The sequence below is a fragment of the Paenibacillus pabuli genome (assembly GCF_039831995.1).
Taxonomy (GTDB): Bacteria; Bacillota; Bacilli; order Paenibacillales; family Paenibacillaceae; genus Paenibacillus; species Paenibacillus pabuli_C.
In genome coordinates this window covers 1,163,890-1,183,445 of record NZ_JBDOIO010000004.1, presented here as the reverse complement: position 1 = coordinate 1,183,445, position 19,556 = coordinate 1,163,890, and the positions used below count along the sequence as shown (strand labels likewise).

General features: G+C 47.0%; 17 protein-coding genes. 4 read left to right on the top strand and 13 right to left on the bottom strand.

The features are described 5' to 3' along the window. Positions 1-13 precede the first annotated feature (13 nt). Positions 14-1,300, bottom strand: coding sequence for an alpha-L-fucosidase (locus tag ABGV42_RS24930; RefSeq protein ID WP_347384145.1), 1,287 nt, complete (start codon positions 1,298-1,300; stop codon positions 14-16). A 150-nt stretch (positions 1,301-1,450) separates the two neighbouring features. On the opposite strand from ABGV42_RS24930, the gene ABGV42_RS24925 reads away from it, so the two are divergent. Further along, on the top strand, positions 1,451-3,733 hold the full coding sequence (locus ABGV42_RS24925; protein ID WP_347384488.1) for a helix-turn-helix domain-containing protein: 2,283 nt from the start codon (positions 1,451-1,453) through the stop codon (positions 3,731-3,733). Between the two features lie 94 nt (positions 3,734-3,827). On the opposite strand, the gene ABGV42_RS24920 is transcribed toward ABGV42_RS24925, so the two are convergent. The 8 genes from ABGV42_RS24920 to ABGV42_RS24885 form a co-directional block, all read right to left on the bottom strand. Next, complete coding sequence (locus ABGV42_RS24920; protein WP_347384144.1) at positions 3,828-5,447, bottom strand: extracellular solute-binding protein; 1,620 nt, start codon at positions 5,445-5,447, stop codon at positions 3,828-3,830. Positions 5,448-5,485: 38 nt separating this feature from the next. Beyond that, positions 5,486-6,394 (bottom strand): carbohydrate ABC transporter permease, encoded by a 909-nt coding sequence (locus ABGV42_RS24915; protein ID WP_347384143.1) that lies wholly within the window; start codon positions 6,392-6,394, stop codon positions 5,486-5,488. A 13-nt stretch (positions 6,395-6,407) separates the two neighbouring features. Continuing rightward, positions 6,408-7,397 (bottom strand): ABC transporter permease, encoded by a 990-nt coding sequence (locus ABGV42_RS24910; RefSeq protein ID WP_431523677.1) that lies wholly within the window; start codon positions 7,395-7,397, stop codon positions 6,408-6,410. A 550-nt stretch (positions 7,398-7,947) separates the two neighbouring features. Next, on the bottom strand, positions 7,948-8,211 hold the full coding sequence (locus tag ABGV42_RS24905) for a YlbG family protein (protein WP_095290540.1): 264 nt from the start codon (positions 8,209-8,211) through the stop codon (positions 7,948-7,950). Positions 8,212-8,298: 87 nt separating this feature from the next. Beyond that, positions 8,299-8,739 (bottom strand): YlbF family regulator, encoded by a 441-nt coding sequence (locus tag ABGV42_RS24900; protein ID WP_347384141.1) that lies wholly within the window; start codon positions 8,737-8,739, stop codon positions 8,299-8,301. A 125-nt stretch (positions 8,740-8,864) separates the two neighbouring features. Next, positions 8,865-10,676: a helicase-associated domain-containing protein gene (locus ABGV42_RS24895; RefSeq protein ID WP_347384140.1), complete on the bottom strand. Its 1,812-nt coding sequence runs from the start codon at positions 10,674-10,676 to the stop codon at positions 8,865-8,867. A 48-nt stretch (positions 10,677-10,724) separates the two neighbouring features. Beyond that, on the bottom strand, positions 10,725-12,416 hold the full coding sequence (locus tag ABGV42_RS24890; RefSeq protein ID WP_347384139.1) for a DNA repair helicase XPB: 1,692 nt from the start codon (positions 12,414-12,416) through the stop codon (positions 10,725-10,727). Positions 12,417-12,598: 182 nt separating this feature from the next. Continuing rightward, positions 12,599-13,768 carry a M20 metallopeptidase family protein gene (locus ABGV42_RS24885; RefSeq protein WP_347384138.1) on the bottom strand — a complete coding sequence of 390 codons (1,170 nt, stop codon included), beginning with the start codon at positions 13,766-13,768 and terminating at the stop codon, positions 12,599-12,601. A gap of 209 nt (positions 13,769-13,977) precedes the next feature. Here ABGV42_RS24885 and ABGV42_RS24880 point away from each other — a divergent pair, with 209 nt between their 5' ends. Continuing rightward, entirely contained in the window at positions 13,978-14,325 is a 348-nt protein-coding gene (locus tag ABGV42_RS24880; RefSeq protein WP_095359371.1) for a YugN family protein, read from the top strand. A gap of 13 nt (positions 14,326-14,338) precedes the next feature. Further along, positions 14,339-15,634, top strand: a complete 1,296-nt coding sequence (ftsW, locus tag ABGV42_RS24875) for a putative lipid II flippase FtsW (RefSeq protein ID WP_347384137.1) — start codon at positions 14,339-14,341, stop codon at positions 15,632-15,634. Between the two features lie 119 nt (positions 15,635-15,753). Here the strand turns inward: ftsW and ABGV42_RS24870 are convergent, their stop codons facing one another. Then, positions 15,754-16,116 carry an Asp23/Gls24 family envelope stress response protein gene (locus ABGV42_RS24870; protein WP_095290227.1) on the bottom strand — a complete coding sequence of 121 codons (363 nt, stop codon included), beginning with the start codon at positions 16,114-16,116 and terminating at the stop codon, positions 15,754-15,756. A gap of 181 nt (positions 16,117-16,297) precedes the next feature. On the opposite strand from ABGV42_RS24870, the gene cax reads away from it, so the two are divergent. Continuing rightward, complete coding sequence (gene cax, locus ABGV42_RS24865; protein ID WP_347384136.1) at positions 16,298-17,368, top strand: calcium/proton exchanger; 1,071 nt, start codon at positions 16,298-16,300, stop codon at positions 17,366-17,368. Positions 17,369-17,556: 188 nt separating this feature from the next. Here the strand turns inward: cax and ABGV42_RS24860 are convergent, their stop codons facing one another. The 3 genes from ABGV42_RS24860 to ABGV42_RS24850 form a co-directional block, all read right to left on the bottom strand. Continuing rightward, entirely contained in the window at positions 17,557-17,850 is a 294-nt protein-coding gene (locus ABGV42_RS24860; protein WP_095290224.1) for a YlaN family protein, read from the bottom strand. 222 nt (positions 17,851-18,072) lie between these two features. Then, positions 18,073-18,318 carry an HPr family phosphocarrier protein gene (locus ABGV42_RS24855; RefSeq protein ID WP_347384135.1) on the bottom strand — a complete coding sequence of 82 codons (246 nt, stop codon included), beginning with the start codon at positions 18,316-18,318 and terminating at the stop codon, positions 18,073-18,075. A 96-nt stretch (positions 18,319-18,414) separates the two neighbouring features. Then, complete coding sequence (locus ABGV42_RS24850) at positions 18,415-19,530, bottom strand: aminopeptidase (protein ID WP_347384134.1); 1,116 nt, start codon at positions 19,528-19,530, stop codon at positions 18,415-18,417. Between the last annotated feature and the right edge of the window lie 26 nt (positions 19,531-19,556).

The following is a 19,556-nucleotide window of genomic DNA, read 5'->3' as shown; positions in this document are numbered from 1 at the left end:
TTGATCCCTCCATTCAGTTATGAGTAACGACTGCCCCGGAGCCGCCGTACATATCAACCTTCTCATCAAATTCCAGCTTCACCACTGTTGTCAGTTCATGGGTATCTTCACCGGTCAGGTGAATCCATGTTGTACCGGGAATTTGAAACCACGGAACCCCGCCGTGAATGTCATACGTCAGTTCTTTGCCTGAATGCAGCACGGATACTTTCTTGATTTTGTTGCACAACCCTTTCACACAAATACTTTCCTTCGGATTTCCATGCACAAAGAGATAGAGTGTTTTCTCATCTGCCGAGAGAGTGCTTCCGTCGCCATAATACCGGCTCATAATCCCGTCTCTTGTCCCGTATACGGCTTCTTCATGCGCTCTGATCCAATCGCCAAGACCTAAAAGAATTGCCTCCTGTCTCTCATCAATTGTTCCGTCCTCCCTTGGGCCAATATCAAGCAGCATGTTGCCGCCCATGGAGATGCAGTCGCAAAACATGCGCACGATCTGATGCAGTGATTTGTAATGCTGATCCGTAGGGACATACCCCCAAGAGGAATTGATCGTTGTACAAAACTCCCACGGCCCGTCTGGTCTCGTAATCGGCAGGCCTTGTTCAGGCGTTTTGTAATCCCCGTGTCCTTGCAGGCGTGAATTAATTATGAGTTCTGGCTGCATTGATGTTAGATACCGTTTGAATTCAGGCAGGTTCCACTGCTTCTCGCTTCGTTCCCAATCTCCGTCAAACCATAGCAGATCAACTTTGCCAAACCCGGTAAGCAATTCTTTCAGTTGATGGTTGTTAAACTCCAGAAACTTCTGCCATTTGGTTTCATCCTGAATCCCATCCAGGGGATAGGAGAACGGATTGGAAGAACCAGGGTCATCCGGCACCTTGCCGCCTTCATATACACTCGGGTAATCCGGATGGGACCAGTCGATCAACGAGTAGTAGAGTCCGAGTCGAAGTCCCTTTGCCAAGATCGCATCTGCATATTCTTTGACAATATCCCGTGCAGCCTGTGTTTTCTTCACCGTATTCAAGTCACTGTACTGTGTATCCCACAGAGCGACTCCGTCATGATGCTTGGTTGTCAGCACAGCATACTTGGCACCCGATCTCTCAATCAGATTCGCCCATGCCGCGGCATTGAATCTGGAGGCGGTGAATCGCTCCATTTGCTCCATATATTCGTCATAAGTCATACGGCCATTGTAGAATGACCAGGACTCCGCAACGCCGTCCACTGCATAAATTCCGTAGTGAATAAAAATTCCCAGCTTCGCATCCTCAAACCATTTCTGCATGATCATCTACACCTTTTTCTCTGCGATATTTGGAAACCCTGTGCACACGTTCGAAAAAGCTATGTCCAAACCGTTTGTTTATTGCTATCATTTAATAAGAAAAGAAATGGCACTTCTCCATATGGAAAGGAGGCAGCATTTCACTTGCGAATGGACTATTTCAAATCCAAACTGTTCCTGAAATACATTTGGTCCTACCTGTTCATTCTGCTAATTCCACTCGTGTTCATGACCGTATTTATCTATGAAAATGCAGTAACCACCCTCCGTACTGAAATTGAAAGCTCGCGTCTGGCCCAGTTATCACAAACGAAAGTGACCATTGACAGCCGAATGAAAGAGCTTAGCGAGATTGCTTCCCGGATTTCTTACGATAACCGGCTCTCTTCCTATCGGGTCACCAATACCCAGACCAGCCCGGAAGCCATTCGCGCATTGGATCAGTACAAAGCCACCAGTTCCATGATTGATGAAATCTATCTTTATTTCCACGATGACAAACGCATTTATTCCAGCAAAGGCCTGACCGACTTCGAGGTATTTGCCGACAATCTCAGCTTCAAGAACTGGAACAAGCAATCCCTGTATAACGATCTCAATGAAACCAAGCATCCTACCGTAAGACCTGCCGACGTGGTGACCAAAACCGGTGGAGTACAGGACCGCAAGCTTGCTTACCTTATTCCCATTACTCCAAACAGTCTGAACCCTCATGCCACGGTCATGGTATTTATCAAGGAGTCGCAGATTACAGATCTGATTGATTCCATACTTGGAAACTATCAAGGTCTGACCTATGTCCTCGATGCAGAAGGACAGGTGCTGACGGCCAACCATCAAGGAGATACCCTAAGCACAGATGCATCAGCTACCCTGTTTAATACCCTTACTCCAGGGATCCAGGAACGCACGCTGGACGGCAAAGATCATTCCATCGTATCTGTTCAATCGGAAACTAACGGCTGGACCTACATGACGATAATGCCAAGCTCCCAGTTCTTCAGCAGTGTACTGGATGTCCGCAGTTTCATGATGATGATCTTAGGTATCGTCCTCCTGGTCGGAGTCGCGATCGCTCTCGTTCTGGCCAAAATGCAGTATAAGCCCATCTCAACCCTGGTCGAATTTGCTTCTTCCCGCTTCCCGGAAAAGAAGAATGATGGCGAGTCTGGAAATGCCAATGAGCTGGAACGGATTCGTTCCGCCTTACAGAATTACAGCTCCCGCATCGATTTGCAGGAACCGTTTGCCCGGAATCAGTACTTGTCGACCTTAATTAAGTCCGGAGATCCGGATCCATTGTCTTCTGAACTGGTGCAGTTATTCGACCTGAAACTGGACAAGGAGTATTTGTTTGTCATGGTCATCGGCTGGAATGATTCCAAACATGCCGATATGGAACTCCGCCGCCGTATTGCAGGCAGTCTCGCCCATATTGAATTGCTTGATCTGCAGGCAACCGGTTATGGCGTTGAGCTGCCCCAGCTGGACCGATTCGGTTTAATCATGAGTTTTGATTCCGTAGAAGGGATAGATCGGATATCCCGTATAAAACAAATTATGGAACAGATACGAGGCTTACTTCTGGACACATTGTCCATTACGCCGTTGATTGGTGCAGGAAGTGCATATCGGCAGCTTCACGAGCTTACCCAGTCTTATGTTGAAGCCTGTTCTGCCTTTGATTTGCTCGTACCAGGTGAGTATGGGTCATCGGCTTTATTTGAAGAAATATCCAAGACACCGAGCCATTCCTACTGGATCCCAAACCATATGCAGCTGAAGCTGGTTCAAAGTCTGAAACAGGGAAACACCGATATCGCTTCCCAGTTGATTCGTTCATCCGTAACCAGTTTGCAGTCTTCCATGCTGCCTGCACTGCTTGTGCGCTGCATCAGCTTTGATCTACTGAACACGATCCTTAAGACAGCTTCGGAACTTGGAGAACATCAAATGCTGCACCAGATTGCTCCCAACATGGTGTTTAGCAGTTCACTGGAAGAGCTGGAATCCATCCTGCTCTCGCTTGCCTCCCAGTTATGTAACGAGGTAAAAAAGGATACGCAGCAGGAAGAGCAGACATTAATAGACCGTATTATTGAATACATTGATGCCCATTTTACAGATCACAATCTTAGCCTGGATACGCTTGCCTATGAATTTGAAGTTTCACCGTCCCATGTCAGCCGTTCCTTTAAGGAGAAGACCGGAATCAACTTCCTTCAGTACATTTGGCAAAAACGACTCGACAGGGTGTTTCAACAACTGAAAACGACGGATACTCCCCTAAAAGATCTCATTCTGGAAGTTGGGTATCTGGATACGCCGAATTTTATCCGTAAATTCAAGAAAGAGACTGGGCTTACTCCCGGGCAATATCGCAAGCTTCATCGCACCCCGGGTAGTGATGAGGGGACTGAATCTGCCAGCTAATAACAGGAAAGCCAACAGACGAACGATCAGAATTCCGTCGATGTTGGCTTTTTTCTGTTACTTCAACTTATTGCAAACGAAGAATCTATTACGATTACTCGCCCGAGGCATTCCACGTATCGTACACTTCCTGATAGATTTCCTGAATCCGGTCTCCGCCCATTTTCTTTATCTGTTCGACATAGCTGTCCCAGTTGGACAAAGGCTCTTCCCCGGTTACAAACTTCGCTTCCATCTGCTTCACGTACGTATTAAGGTCAGACAATAATGCAGACGCTTCATCCTGCTGTTCGTTGGTCAAATATGCATTCGGGAACGGCGCTTTACCGATTGGTATCAGCTTCTCTTCGTTCTCCTTCGCAATCCACTCGTCAAATTCTGTCGTGAGACCATTCGTCAGCTCCGGTGAGTTATGACCCGGAGTCAGCATGCCGAAGTTTGGAGTAATGGTGCCTCTGTACTCTTCACGATCGCCGCCGCCCGGAACAGGCAGCCATTCTTTTTCAAACGTATCTTTGTTGGTATACTGCCACAACGTGCCTTCAGGACCTTGATTGAAGAGCGTTTGTCCCTCGGTGGAATACAAATAGTCGATCCAGCGCATGGTTGCTTCGGGATGCTCGTTCACACTTGTGATGGCAAATGTTCCGTTAGCAGAGAGGCCTGGATGCATACCGTAAACGGGAGTTCCTGCAATGTCGCTCGCTACCGGTGTCATAAGCGGGTTTTTCATTGCCTCCTCCGGATCGCCACCCAGTGTAAAGTAGGAGAAATAGTCATTAAAGAGGGCAATTTGATTGTTTTCTCCTTTGGCTTTTTTCTGCTCAGGCGTTTGGGAGAAGGTCTCGTGATCCAGCAGATCCTCCTTCCACAAGCGATTCATAAATTCCAAATACCCTTTGTATCCTTCCTGCATCGGGCTGTAAAACACTTTATCCTGCTTATCCACGTAAACGACGGGATCATACATGCCCCAGAAGCCCAGAAAATACATCCGCAGATCGTCCAGCTTCACGGAAGTCAGCGGAATTTCATCCGCCTTGCCGTTGCCATTCGGATCTTCCGTCTTCACCCGCTTCAGTAATGCGTACAATTCCTCTGTTGTCTTCGGCAGTTCCTTTACACCAAGTGCTTCCAGCATACTGCCGTTATACCACATCGGGCTGCGATACCAGACGGCAGCACTGTCGATGAATGGAAGAGCGTAAATGTGTCCTTCAGGCGTTGTGAACGATTTGCGAATGTCCGGATTTTCATCGAACAATTTTTTAAGGTTTGGAGCATATCCCCCATCAATGTAGGGTTCAAGCGGGATAAGTGAGCCTTGGGTGCCATAGGTCACCTGCTCTGCTGGCGTAAGATCGGCTCCGTACAGTACATCAGGCAAATCACCACTTGCAAAGACCAGGTTTTTCTTGGTTGCAAAGCTGTCAATCGGAGTGAGCTGGAATTCAAACTTGATGTTCGTAAGCTTCTCTGCTTCCTGAATAACCGGCATGGTATTCCAGTCTGCCACACCTACATCCTGAGACATCATGGTCAATGTGATGGGTTCCTCCACAATAGGAAAGCCCTCTTGCTTCACCCCTGTCTCTTCCGGTGTGCCCGGCTCAGCGGTTGAACCGCCATCAGGAGATGCTCCGCATGCTGCAAGCATACTCGCAGCAAGGATCAGACTTAAAAGAACCGTTGATTTCTTGTGAGCTCTCTTCATGACAACAACTCCCTTTATGATGATTTATTTGGTATAGATCAGCCCTTAACGGAACCGATCATGACACCCTGTACGAAATATCGCTGCAAAAACGGATATATGATAATGATCGGAAGTGTAGATACAATAATGACGGCATAACGGACGAGTGCCGCCACTTCGGCTTTGTTATTCAGCGCCGATGCGGCTGATCCGTCCATCATGCCGGAGCCTTGGGCTGACATTTCCTGCAAAACGAGGATCTGTCTTAACACGAGCTGAAGCGGATATTTAGCCGAATCATTCAAATAAATCATTGCTGAGAAATAACTGTTCCAGTGTCCTACACCATAGAAGAGAGCCATAACGGCAATGATCGGCATAGACAGCGGCAGTACGATTTTGAAAAACAGCTTGAAATTAGAACAACCGTCGATCTGTGCGGCTTCCTGAAGCTCGCTCGGGATCGTTCCCTGGAAGAAGGTGCGGGAGACGATGATGTTCCATACCGAAGCTGCGGAAGGCAAAATCAGTGCCCACATGCTGTTAATCATGCCCAGCTCCTTAATCAGCAGATAACTTGGTACCAGCCCACCACCGAAGAACATCGTGAACATAAAGGTGCCCATAAAGAACCCTCTGCCGACCAGATCTCTTCTGCTGAGAGCATAGGCCGCTGGAATCGTGAACGCCAGGTTCACGGCAGTACCGACAACCGTATACAGAATAGTGTTCGCGTAACCTGACCAGATCCGTTGATCCTGAAGCACGCGCTCATAGCCTTCAAACGTGATATCTTTGGGAAATAGCCACATTGCCCCTGAAGCAACTTCCTTCGGATTGCTGATGGACGCGCTAATCATATATACCAGCGGGTAAGCCACCAGAAGGAAAGCAATCGTAACGTAGATATAATTCAAGGTTAGAAAAATTTTATCTTGCCTCGTTTCCCGAATACCGGTTAACATATAGCCTCCTCCTTTACCAAAGACTGTTCTCACTTGTCTTGCGTACAATTTGGTTGACGGTAACGAGCAAAAACGCATTAATTACAGAGTTAAACAAGCCGACAGCAGTAGAGAAGCTGTACTGGGCATTTTCAAGACCTGAACGATAGACGAAAGTGGATATGACATCGGAAGATTCCATGTTTAGCGGGTTCTGCATCAGGAGAATTTTCTCAAACCCGACCCCCAGCAGACTCCCCATGTTCAGAATGAGCAGGATCGTCATGGTCGGTACCAGCACAGGTATGTTAATGTGCCGAATACGCTGCAGTCTGTTTGCCCCGTCTATAATTGCTGCTTCATGCAACCCAGGATCGACTCCCGACAGCGCAGCAAGGTAAATGATCGTTCCCCAGCCCGCACTTTGCCATACGCCGGAAAGTACATATACCGTCTTGAACCATGCAGGGCTTGTCAGAAATGAGGGTGCATCTATACCCATCCATTCCACGAAACGGATCAGGATTCCGGTCGATGGAGACAGGAAGGCAATCACCATACCAACCATAACGACAACCGAGATAAAATGAGGCGCGTAAGTGACGGTCTGGACCAGCTTTTTGAAACGTTTGTGCTTCAGTTCATTAAATGCGAGTGCCAAAATAATCGGAATCGGAAACCCAACAGCCAGCTCATACAAACTGATGGCCAGCGTGTTCCACATCAAATCCCAAAAATAATAGGATTCAAAGAACCTTACAAAATGATCAAAACCTACCCAAGGGCTCCCGAATACTCCACGTACCGGATTGTAATTCTTGAACGCAATCTGGATGCCGTACATGGGTCCATAGTGAAAGATGAGAAAATACAGAAATGCGGGTGCGATGAACACATACAGTTCCCAGTTTCTCCAGACCTTTTGCCATCGCTTTCTACTGATATTCGGCTTGTATAATGTCTGCTGCCGATTGGCCGTTTTTACTTCCTGCACACAGGATCGCCTCCTTCTGTCGCTTCTCATGTTTGGGTCATACACCGCAGGAAAATGTTGTAGCATTTGTGTTGCATGTTAGTTTTGTTGGCGCAGCTGTAGTTTAACAATAGGCGATCACGCATTTTTTCGTAAATATGTCATTTTGTCAGGCTGCACAAACATGGATACACCAAGGTTTTCCATCATTTCGGATCCATTTTAACCATTCAAAAATGTGTTGTTTTTATCAAAAAGAAAGCGATTACAAATGTAAAAGTGGAAAATTACCAATTGAAAATTTCGTGCGTACGCGATTTATTTTACAATACTTTTACTTTTTCTCAGCGAATCAAACCTTTTTATGTAACTTTTCCTAACGCATCAATAACAAACTATGCCGTTTGTTTGTAATATCATTTTTACACTTTCGATATTCTCCTATCCCGCATGTGTACCACGCTCGTGCTCGGCTGGATCGGAGCATGGTCCCCAAAAGAAAAAGTCGCCATGAAGGCGACTTATGATCATTTATGTTTTTATTATTCCACGCTTTATGTCCAGTTCCACCAAGTCACTCAATCGTTATAAAACGTATATGTTAAATTCCGTAAAAACTTGTTTTGTCCATCGTTTTGCTGGCATACTCTGTCTTGATTTCATTGCGATAAGACCTTTCAATCTTGCGCACATAGGACAGACGCTTCACATTTTTCATCGTATCTTCAGCCCGCTCTGCATTAACATACATGACAACATAATGCATACGGCGGGAAATGTAATGAACGGTACCATACTTTTCGAGATTGCGGGCTGCTTTTAAATCACTAACCCAAATAATAAATCCTGTCCTTTCCGCAAACATCATTTTCCCCGCCTTTCTTATAATGGAGACCGGACGATTCGCGTAGAAGGTCCGGTCTAAATGGATTTTGATTCATTCGGAATTCACTTAACCGCAGCTGCACTTACCGCCGCTTCCACAGCCGCCACCTTTGGGGTTTGGGTCATTACTCGGAACCTTGATGGTGGTAGAGACTGCATAAGCAATGGTCTCGGACATCTGATGCAGCATTTCATCGAGCGCTCTCTCCGCCTGCTTGAAGCGGGCTACCGCCTCAATTGATTCCAATTCCTGTTCCAGAGCCTTGACCTGGTCTTTTGCTGCATGATAATCCGGGTGGAAGTGTCCAAAACGCTGCGTTTCTTCAAACAGTTCCTTTTTGGCATCCAGTTTGCGTATTCCCGCTTGAACCTCCGGATTGCTCTCAACTTGCTGCTTCCAATATAAATAATCCGATACTTCGGCAGATTGGTTAATCATGTCGCCCAGTTCATATGCGCCCGTCAACACTTGGGCCATATCGACCGTGTTCAATTCCGCTACGCTCATGAAATTCATCCTATCTATATATAAAGTTCTACGTAAGGTAGACTACTTTATCATAGCATATCCCCCGATAGTTAAGAAGAGTTTTTCCTGCAAATAGAAAATAGGGAAGATAAGCTCTTCATGCTTCAGATGTGCTCTGGAACGATAATTCTGATCTTATCCCAATCCATGAGAGAAATGTTGCACCGCTCTATTGTCCTCTCGTCTGATTCCGGTACAATCCAGCCTGTCAGCGTCCAATCATCCTGGCCATGAATTTGATCCGGTATAATGTATACCTCGGACTGCTCGTTCTTCAGTCCAAGCTTGGTCTGCCATTCTATCGCTTTAGCCGTAATCTGACGTGTCGTGGACATGTGATATCTCCGCCAATCGTTATGCCACATGTCGGGAATGGAGCTGTATGCGGGTAAACCATCCGACTGCTCGGCTACCGGATGCTCCTGTTTATACCAAGACGCCGTATCCGGTTCATTTTTAATTAGCCCCTCACGGCCATGTACATAAAAGCTTTCTCGTAAATCGTCAAGCCCAACCCTTGGCTTATATCCGTGAATTTCGCTACTCCTATTCTCCCCTGATGCCTCGCTGCATATGAAATCAATCGGCATTACACGATGAATTTCCAATGTATTTTCCTCACTCTGTGCCTTTGATCGTTCCCATTCGTTTCCCCACTGCTGAATCGCGAGGTACACATGCTCCGGGACTCCTGTGGCAGCATACTGGGTAAGAAACTCCACCACCTTGTCAGACGTAAACCCGCGGTGTGACGCATTTAAAATTTGTTCTTTGGAAATACGATAAATGCTCATGCGATCACAGCTCAGCAGTTCGGCGCAGTTTTCTATTTTCCAGCGGACCTGCGGGACTACCTCTGGCGGGACCATAATTTCGAAGTCAGGCTGCACAAAGAAGACATTCTTAGCGCTGTCCAATTCCTGCTGTGCCTCCATATGTAACAATGCATCAGGTTCAACCAGCCAGCGGAAAAACAGATCACCCGCAGTATTTTCACCGATCTCTCCGTACCCCCATCCAGCCAGTGCATTTAGCCAGTTCTGGACATATTCAGGAAGCCCGGCATCGCTGTTTGCCTCGCCCTTGATATACTGCGGAATCAGATCTGCGATATTGAACCAAGTCTCCTGTCCTTTACCGAGCAAGACTAAGCGATAGCGAAAATGTTGTTCTGCAGGATGGGTTACCCCATATCGTTCCAGGCATACTTTAAATATCTCGCGATGCATGGAAGACCACGACTGCTCTAACCAAAGACCAAGAGTCTCGGCATGTACCTGTATTTTTCCCTGATCCTTATGAAGGAGCCCCAGAGCAAGCAGCATATCCAGCATAATGGCGACATGGGCAGGGTATAGTTCTGGATGTTCGTAGTTTAGAATTAATGCGGCAAAATCATCAGGACATAAATGAGTCAGAGTGCTCAGCCGCTGCAGCATCCTTTTGTGAATCGTTCCTTTATTCGTCAATGTAAGGCCTTCTCTTGCGATCCAGGCCAATATATGAATGATTTCGGCAGCGATATCAGCCCTGGCTTCTCGAATAACGTGAATCTGATCACTCGTGATCCTCTGAGTCCCCGATTCCTTCTGTTCATTTTCCTGACTTAACAATGGATGTTCTCCGACTCTACGTGCGTAGGCTACCGTTAATGCGGGGATATAGCGCAGTGGAATGTAGTACAGATTCTCTCCCCAAGTTTTGCGAACCGCTTTAATCCATCCTTTTTGTCTCAGGCGTATAAAACCTAACCTGGCTTCTGCCCCGCTCAATCCTTCTTCCGCAGACTCAGCGGTGGTCATCATCGCCGAAAAGGGTTGACCCGCATGCTTGTGAAAAAGAGCACCAAGTACTGAATGTTCTGTAGGTAACAGCTCCATTATTTCGTCAAGTTCAGCTGCTTCATGTTCATACATTGTTATGCTCCCGCCTTTCTCTTCCCACACTAACGCCTAAGGGTGATTTTAAGTATGTTCATGTACTATGGAGTATTCGTACCCTTGCTCGACCAAAAACATCTGACGGCGCAAAGCGAACTCCTGTTCCTTGCTATCCTCTGATACCAGGGCATAGAAATATGCTCTATTGTCACCGGGCTTGGGCCTCAAAATTCTGCCCAGTCGCTGAGCTTCCTCCTGCCTGGATCCATAACTTCCCGATATTTCAAGCGCCACAGCAGCGTCAGGAAGATCTACAGCAAAGTTTGCCACCTTGGAAACCACAATCGTTTTAATTTCGCCCCGGCGAAAGGATTCGAACCACTTTACCCGTTCATGTTGTGACATCGTACCCGAGATCAGCGGAGCGTCAATTTCCCGGGCAATGGTTTCGAGCTGGTCCAGATACTGTCCTATCACGAGTGCGGGCAGACCATCATGTCGACGTAATAATCGTCTGATCACTTCTAACTTTGCCGGATTTTCAGCCGCAAGACGAAACTGATGTTTCCCTTCCGCCTCCAGATAAGTCGTTTTCAGATCCTTTGAAAAAGGAATGCGTATTTCCTGACACTGTACATTAGCGATCCAGCCTTGCCGCTCGAGGTCTTTCCATGGCATATCATACAGTTTAGGACCGATGAGGGAGAATACATCCTGTTCACATCCATCTTCCCTAACTAAGGTTGCAGTCAATCCCAGCCTTCGCGTAGCTTGAATATCTGCTGTTGCCCGAAAGACAGGTGCTGGCAACAGATGCACCTCATCATAAATGATGAGTCCCCATTCCCGTTCACTCAGCAATTTAATGTGAGTAAAATCGGAATTTTTGGATTTTCTGTGTGTAAGAATCTGATAAGTGGCTACCGTGACAGGCCGAACCTGTTTTTTCTGACCGGAGTATTCCCCAATTTGATCCTGAGTAAGCGTAGTCTTATCCTGTAATTCCTGAATCCACTGCCGTACAGAGGTCGTATTGGAAGTTAGGATGAGGCATTCACATTGGAGACGTTCAAGAACAGCCATGCCAATTACCGTTTTTCCTGCTCCGCATGGCAGCACGAGCAGCCCGCTTCCCCCCATGCCCTCACTTCCCTCAAAAGCGTCAACAGCTTCTTTCTGATAAGAACGCAGCCTAAATGCTTTTTGATCCAAATCGGATTCATTATGTTTACTCTTTTCATTTTTCCAATCAAATGGAAGACGTGTCCCAGGGCGATAACCTGCATAATCAAGTACAGGGTACCCCAGACGCGTCAATTCTTGCTTGAGCAACCCTCGCTGTTCTCCGCGAACGACAAGCTCATCCCGGGCTACACGTTCCATCCGAAAGGCTGCAATGGTCTTGAATCCGCTTAATTCATCAAGCAGTTGCTCACTGTCGCCAACCAGGCGCAGGCGCTGATGATCCTCCTCCCAATGCAGCTTCAGTTTTCCATATTGATCAACAATTCTCCGAATATCCTGTATGAGTGCCGTTGGTACATTCCAGCGAGAGACGGACTCAAGACTGCTAATGATTTGATCCGCACTCCACCCAAGTGCTGCAGCATTCCATAGGGATAATGATGTCATGCGATAGGTATGGAACCCCTCCGGCGTCTTTACGAGTTCGGCGAATATGCCTAGTCGTGTCCGGGCCTGCTCGAATCCGGGATGACCCACCTCCAGCAGGATCGTAAAATCCCGCTGAACAATACATGCATCCGTTTTCTCCATGTCTGCTCCTCCGATCCGTTAACGATTACGTTGTGCTCCAGGGAGAGATGCGCATACCAAAAAGTTCAGTTCCGGCACACCCAGAAATGAACCTTCACAGCCGTCACCCTACCGGTAAATTCGAAAAAAAAGAGCACCCTACTTCTAAGAGTAGGATGCCCAACTATACCTATAACATTCTCCTAATTACCCATATAATCGGTAGCCATAGCAATAAAGAGCTTAACTGCATGCTGCATGGCATCTTCATCAAAATCGAACTTCGGATGATGATGTGGATAAATGGCGTTTTTGTCCGGATTTCCTGCCCCGACAAACATGAAGCAGCCTGGAACCTGCTGCAAATAATAAGCGAAATCTTCTGCTGGCATCAGCATGGGAGATGTCTGCACCTGTTCATGCCCGAACACTTGAACGGCATTGCGGAAGAAGCGGTCCGTTTCTTGCTTATCATTTACTACAGGCGGGTAACCCATGATATAGTTCACTTCAGTTTGCGCCCCGTAAGCACCACCCGTTTGGGAAACGATGGTATGTACACGTTCCTTCATTTCCGCTCTGGTTTCTTCATCAAACGTTCGGACTGTTCCACTCATTTTGCAGGACTCCGCAATGACATTCTGGGCAGATCCTGCCTGCATTGTGCCAATCGTCAGTACCGCAGGTCGCAACGGATCCACCGAACGGCTGACTACCGTCTGCAGCTGCATAACAAGTGCAGAGCCTGCAACCAGACTGTCTACGGTCGACTGCGGCATGCCGCCATGTCCGCCTTTCCCTTTGATCTCAATGTAAAAGTCGTCTGCGGCCGCCATTAGAGGTCCTTCCTTGCTCGCTGCCACTCCCACCGGAAGAGGTGTCCACAGATGGATGCCATAGATCACATCCACGCCTTCAAGCGCACCATCCGCAATGACTTTCACAGCGCCACCAGGAAGCAGTTCTTCGGCAGGCTGGAACAAAAAGCGAATTTCGCCTTGGATATCAGCCTTGTGCTTGCTAAAGTACAAGGCCGTTCCGAGTAAAATGGAAACATGACCGTCATGACCACAGGCATGCATTGCTCCTGCCTTTTGTGAAGCATATTCAACGTCTTTCTCATCCTGGATCGGCAGTGCATCCATATCAGCCCGAAGCATGACGACAGGGCCAGGCTTGTCCCCGCGAATCGTACCAATCACACCATGACCGCCTACATGACGTTTCACGTCGACTCCAAAGCTCTCCAGCATATCCGCTACAAAAGAAGATGTCTTTTCCTCATGAAAGGAAACCTCGGGATTGCGATGAAGATGACGCCGCCATTCCACCATATGGATTTGCAGATCGTCCCACCATATATTATTTGTCATTTTCTCCCCATCCTTTCGATCTTGAACGGAACTTTCATCAAGTCCGAACCATCCTCTTCAAACCTATTGCTGTATATTGTAGCAGAATTGGAAGAAAACCGATACGAAACGCCTTTGGAAAGCTTGCACGGGAAGGGGAAACATACTATCATGAACTAGAGAAATGCACGAGAATTATACTCGGAAGCTATGAGGAGGATCAGACGCTTATGATTTTTGAGAATACAGGCTTGGATGGCTTGAAAAGCGACTTGGCATACCTGGATGAGAGCGCCGAGAAAGTCGGATTTGTCCGGTGGCAATGGGAGTATTACCGTGCTACATATGACTACAAAATTGAAGATGACAACACCAACTCAGAATACTTTGTACGAATTAATACCCGTGTGGTAGATGGCAAACTTGAAAAACCGGATACGGTGCTCTCTGTCGAGGCTGTTTACCTTGGCAAAGCAACCTTTCCGCATGGTCTCGACTATGACTCCACCGTTCCACAGCCAGTCGTGAAGCTGGCAGCCCAAAAATTGCAGCAGCTCAAAGAACTGCTGGAAGCATAGGCTGGGCCAAACCATGAAACAACAAACGGCCCAAACGAAAACGAAGAGAGGCACGCCGGATTTCCAACTGCTAATCCTCACTTTATTGTTAGTGGGCTTTGGACTGCTGATGGTATTCAGCTCCAGTTCCAGCATTGCAATTGCAAACAGTAATTTTAACAATGATCCCCTATACTTCACGAAAAAACAACTTATGTGGGCGGTTATCGGTTTAGTTGGTATGTTCTTTGCCATGAACATTCGTTTTAACAAATACAAGAAGCTCTATGCACCCTTTTTCCTGTTCACCACGGTATTGCTCCTTCTGGTTTTAATTACAGGTAAGGTGTTAAACGGGGCACGAAGCTGGATTCACATCTTTGGCTTTAGTGTTCAGCCTGCGGAGTTCGCCAAAATTGCCATTATCCTGTACCTTTCTGCACTGATCACCAAAAAAGGGGAACGCTTCAGGGACCTCAAGACAGGTTATATCCCGGTTCTCGTTATTGTTGGATTCATTGCAGGATTAATCATGCTTCAGCCGGACTTCGGTACCTGCTTCATTCTCGTTTCCACCTGTGGTCTCGTCATCTATGCAGGCGGAGCAAGCATGAAGCATATTATGGGTTCGATCCTGCTTGTTGTACTGGGAGGGGCACTTGCACTCGGTGCGAATGCCCTTTTCTCCTCCGTGTCTCCTTCAGACACTGCTGTTAGCACTACTACGGCCACTGCCGAGCAAAACTACAAGATCGGTCGTATTCAGGCATTCCTTGATCCGTTATCCGACCCTACCGGAGGAAGTCTTAACCTTTTCCGCTCCCTTGTGGCCATCGGTGATGGCGGCATGACCGGTTCGGGTATTGGACAAGGTACGATGAAGCTTCACTATCTGCCGAATGCGTATAATGACTTCATTTTCTCCGTAATCGGTGAAGAGCTTGGTTTCCTGGGGAGTACCCTATTCCTTTTGGTATATCTGTACTTTATCTGGCGAGGCATTATCGTCTCTCTGCGCTGTCCCGATCCGTTCGGAACGCTGGTGGGTATCGGAATCATGGGATTGATCGCGATTCAGGCGTTCATTAACATCGGAGGCGTGACCCAGACCATTCCGGTGACGGGGGTTACCCTTCCCTTTATCAGTTATGGGGGTACTTCACTGTTTGTGATGATGGTGGCTATGGGTATTCTGCTCAGTATCTCACGTACGAACAATCAGGACGTCATTAAGGAAGAGAGAACCAAATCCGTAACGGTACAAACGCAGACACGGACTTCTCCGGCTCTTCGTTCACGGGATTCCAAATCTATTCGGCGCATTCGTTAACAGGTGTACCGGAATAAAAAAGACTTCGCATCCTAGGATGCGAAGTCTTTTTTGGTTAACTGGAGCCAAAGAGAATATCATCTGTCATCTGCTCTCCAGTTACATCGGAGGTTACCCCCTTACAGGTCGTCGCCTTTGAAGGATACGCCTTCTACCTTCACGTTCACTTCGACAACGCGCAATCCGGTCATGGTCTCTACCGCTTCTCTCACATTCTGCTGAAGCATACGGGATACTTCATGAATCGGTGTCTCGTACAGGACGATGATGCGCAGATCAATGGCTGCTTCCAGTTGGCCGACCTCAACGCCTACGCCTTTCTGTACGTTTTTACCGCTGAGACGTTTGGCCCAGCCCTCTGACAATCCTCCAGACATTGCGGCAATCCCGGGTGTCTCCATCGCAGCCATTCCGGCAATTTTCGCCACCACGTCATCGGCAATCCGGATGTTACCGCCTTCTAGTTGAAGTTGTTCTGCCATGCCACATCCTCCTTCACTTCGTTACTCGTATTTTAAATCCTTTCCACCCCAAAAAGCAAATTAAACTCGAAAACATGCGTTTACAACCTACCACCATTTGGTTATATTGAAATATGAAAATAATCTCATAAGGATTTCATTGTCATTTAAAACAAAATAATTATTAACCGAGGTGTTTATTGTGAGAAACCGGATTTCATCCATTTTGCTGATTGTCACCTTTGCCCTCAGCGCCATCGCCCACTATCTGCATTGGAATCCGATCCTGCAGTTTGTGATTTCAGCCATTTCGGTTATTTTTGTGGCCGGTTTTTTAGGGAAAGCCACGGAAAATGTTGCGCACTATGCCGGACAGCGGCTTGGCGGATTCTTAAATGCAACGTTCGGTAACGCAGCCGAATTGATCATTGCCATTTTCCTCGTCAAAGAGGGATTATTCGACATGGTAAAAGCCAGCCTAACCGGTTCCATTATCGGGAACCTGCTGCTGGTGCTCGGGCTAAGTATCTTTGCCGGAGGACTCAAGTTCAAAATCCAAAATTACAACGTCTCCCTTGCGGGATTAAACGGCTCCCTGATGATCGTGGCCATTATTGCCCTGTTCATTCCGGCTGTTTTTCTCAATACCCATTCCATCACCCAAAAGGACACAGACACGCTCAGCCTGATTGTAGCAGGGCTGTTGATCATTGCCTACATCGCTTGGCTCTTATTCTCGATGGTAACACACAAGAACTATCTCGCGGATGTCACTGTCGATGAAGACGAAGAATTACCGCATGAACATGCGCCGGCGTGGTCTAAGAAAAAATCGATTCTATACCTCGTGATCGCCACGGTCATGGTAGCATTTGTCAGTGAATGGCTCGTGGGTACTCTCGAGGTGTTTACCGAAGAGTTTGGTCTAAGCGAACTGTTCGTCGGTGCATTTTTGGTTGCGATTATCGGTAATGCTGCCGAACACAGCGCAGCCATTATGCTTGCCATGAAAAACAAGATCGGGGCCGCGGTAGAGATCGCGGTCGGCAGCAGCTTGCAAATCGCACTTTTTGTGGCACCAGTGCTGATTTTTGTGAGTTACTTTACGGGCAGAACCATGGATATTGTCTTCACAACGATTGAGCTTGTTGCCATTGGAGTATCCGTATTTATCGCGAAGTCCATTACCCAGGATGGTTCAACGAACTGGTATGAGGGATTGCTCCTGCTGGTTGTTTACATCATTCTGGGAGTCTCCTTCTTCCTGGTGTAAATTCATAAGCTGAATAGATGCCTTCATGAATAATGAATAACAATAGCAGCCCGGAAACTCGTTTCCGGACTGCTTTTTTAATGATCCCCTTACACACCGGACCCTCTATCATTTTCACACGTTAAAACACACAAAAAAAGCATGCAAAACTCCTGCATGCCTTCTATTCTGACCCGCACTACAGCAGGCTATTGCTCATTCTTTTTGTTCAAAGCTTCATATAGAATTGCCAGATTCCGCTCAAGCGCGCTTACCAGCTGCTTCCCAGCACCTTCCGGAAGAAGCCCTGCACGAACAGCAAAATCGACTTCCTTGGAGAACCCATACATCTGTGTATCCAATACTTCCTCATAGAGAGGGCAGTAGCGGGTAGCCAGATTCTCCATCTGTACTTCAATAAGCTTCTGTATTTTATCTGCATCTTCTTGAAGAAGACTGATCGCTTTCATGTTCAGCTGGTCCTGCAGATCAGATGAAGTCATGCATTTTTCCCCCCTATGTCCCAAAAATCGCGTAAAGACGTTCTACCTCTAATATTAGACGAAATCAGGAGCTAATACAAGAACCTGACCAAAATAACCACTTAAAGTGGAGGCTTGACCAGCACGTATTTTAACTCCTCAGCAACGGATCACAGAACCTGTACATTTTTGTACACGAAAAAGCACCCCCGCCAAGATCGGCGGAGATGCTTCCTGGAATGATTACTCGGATGCGATGCTTACGTTCAGGCCGTGTTTGGCAAACACTTCTGACATGGCTACTTTTGCTTCGTCTGCATCTGGTCCATGAACGTGAAGTTCATAGCTGTGTGTGCTGATCAGCGTGGTAAACAACCCGAGAATACTTTTCACATCAATATACTTGTTCTCCGAATGAAGCACGATTGAAGAAGTAAACTTGCCTGCTGTTTGAGCAATTTCCACTACAGCCGCGTTATTACTCGACATAGGAATCCCTCCGTCTTTTCACATTTGGTATCATCTATTAATTACCACTACATGATACCGTGAATCCGCTTTCCTAGCAACAGCAAAATCCCGCTATTACTTCAATTGGTCCGGATTCAGGCATTCCAGCTCTGGAATCACAAAGATGCCGTCTTTGCGAATCAGCACATCGTCAAAATAAATTTCGCCGCCGCCGTAGTCTGGACGCTGAATCAACACCAGATCCCAGTGAATGGAGGAACGGTTCCCATTATCCGTTTCTTCGTATGCCTGCCCTGGAGTAAAGTGCAGACTGCCTGCAATTTTCTCATCAAACAGAATATCCTTCATTGGATGCAGAATATGCGGATTGAAGCCAATCGCGAATTCACCAATATGACGAGCACCGTCATCGGAATTCAGAATTTCATTCAGGCGTTCCGTATCGTTGCTTGTCGCTTCAACAATCTTGCCATCCTTGAAAGTGAACTTGATGTTTTCAAACGTTACCCCGTTATACAGGGTTGCTGCATTATAACTGATTGTTCCGTTTACAGAATCACGCACAGGCGCACTGTATACTTCGCCATCAGGAATATTTTTTTGACCGGAGCATTTCACTGCACCGATATCTTTAATGGAGAAGCTCAGATCCGTTCCTGGTCCTGTAATACGAACTTTATCCGTCCGGTTCATCAGGTTAGCCAGGGAATCCTGTGCTTTATCCATTTTGGCATAATCCAGGTTGCACACATCGAAATAGAAATCTTCGAATGCTTCCGTGCTGGTATTCGCAAGCTGAGCCATGCTGGCATTCGGGTAACGAAGCACAACCCATTTCGTATGTTTAACCCGCTGCTCGCTATGTACCGGATGGGAATACAGGGAGTTATACATTTTCATTTTTTCTTCCGGCACGTCGGACAGGTCGTTTACATTTTCGCCTGCACGAATGCCAATGTAACAATCCATTTGTTTCATTCGGTTCAGGTCAATCTCTGCCCAGGTTTTCATCATTTCTTCTGTAGCACTTTTCAACATGGCACGTTGTACCGTCTTATCGGTCAGCTGTACAAAAACATTGCCGCCTTTTTTGCCTACTTCTTCAATAATTGCGTTGATCAGATCACGTTCCGATCCAATCATCTCAACCAGCACGTTCTCGCCAGGCTGTACATCTACAGAGTAGCCAACCAGGTTAGCTGCAAGTTTCTGAATTCGTGGGTCCTTCATCTCGTAAATCCTCCTGTCATCTGCCA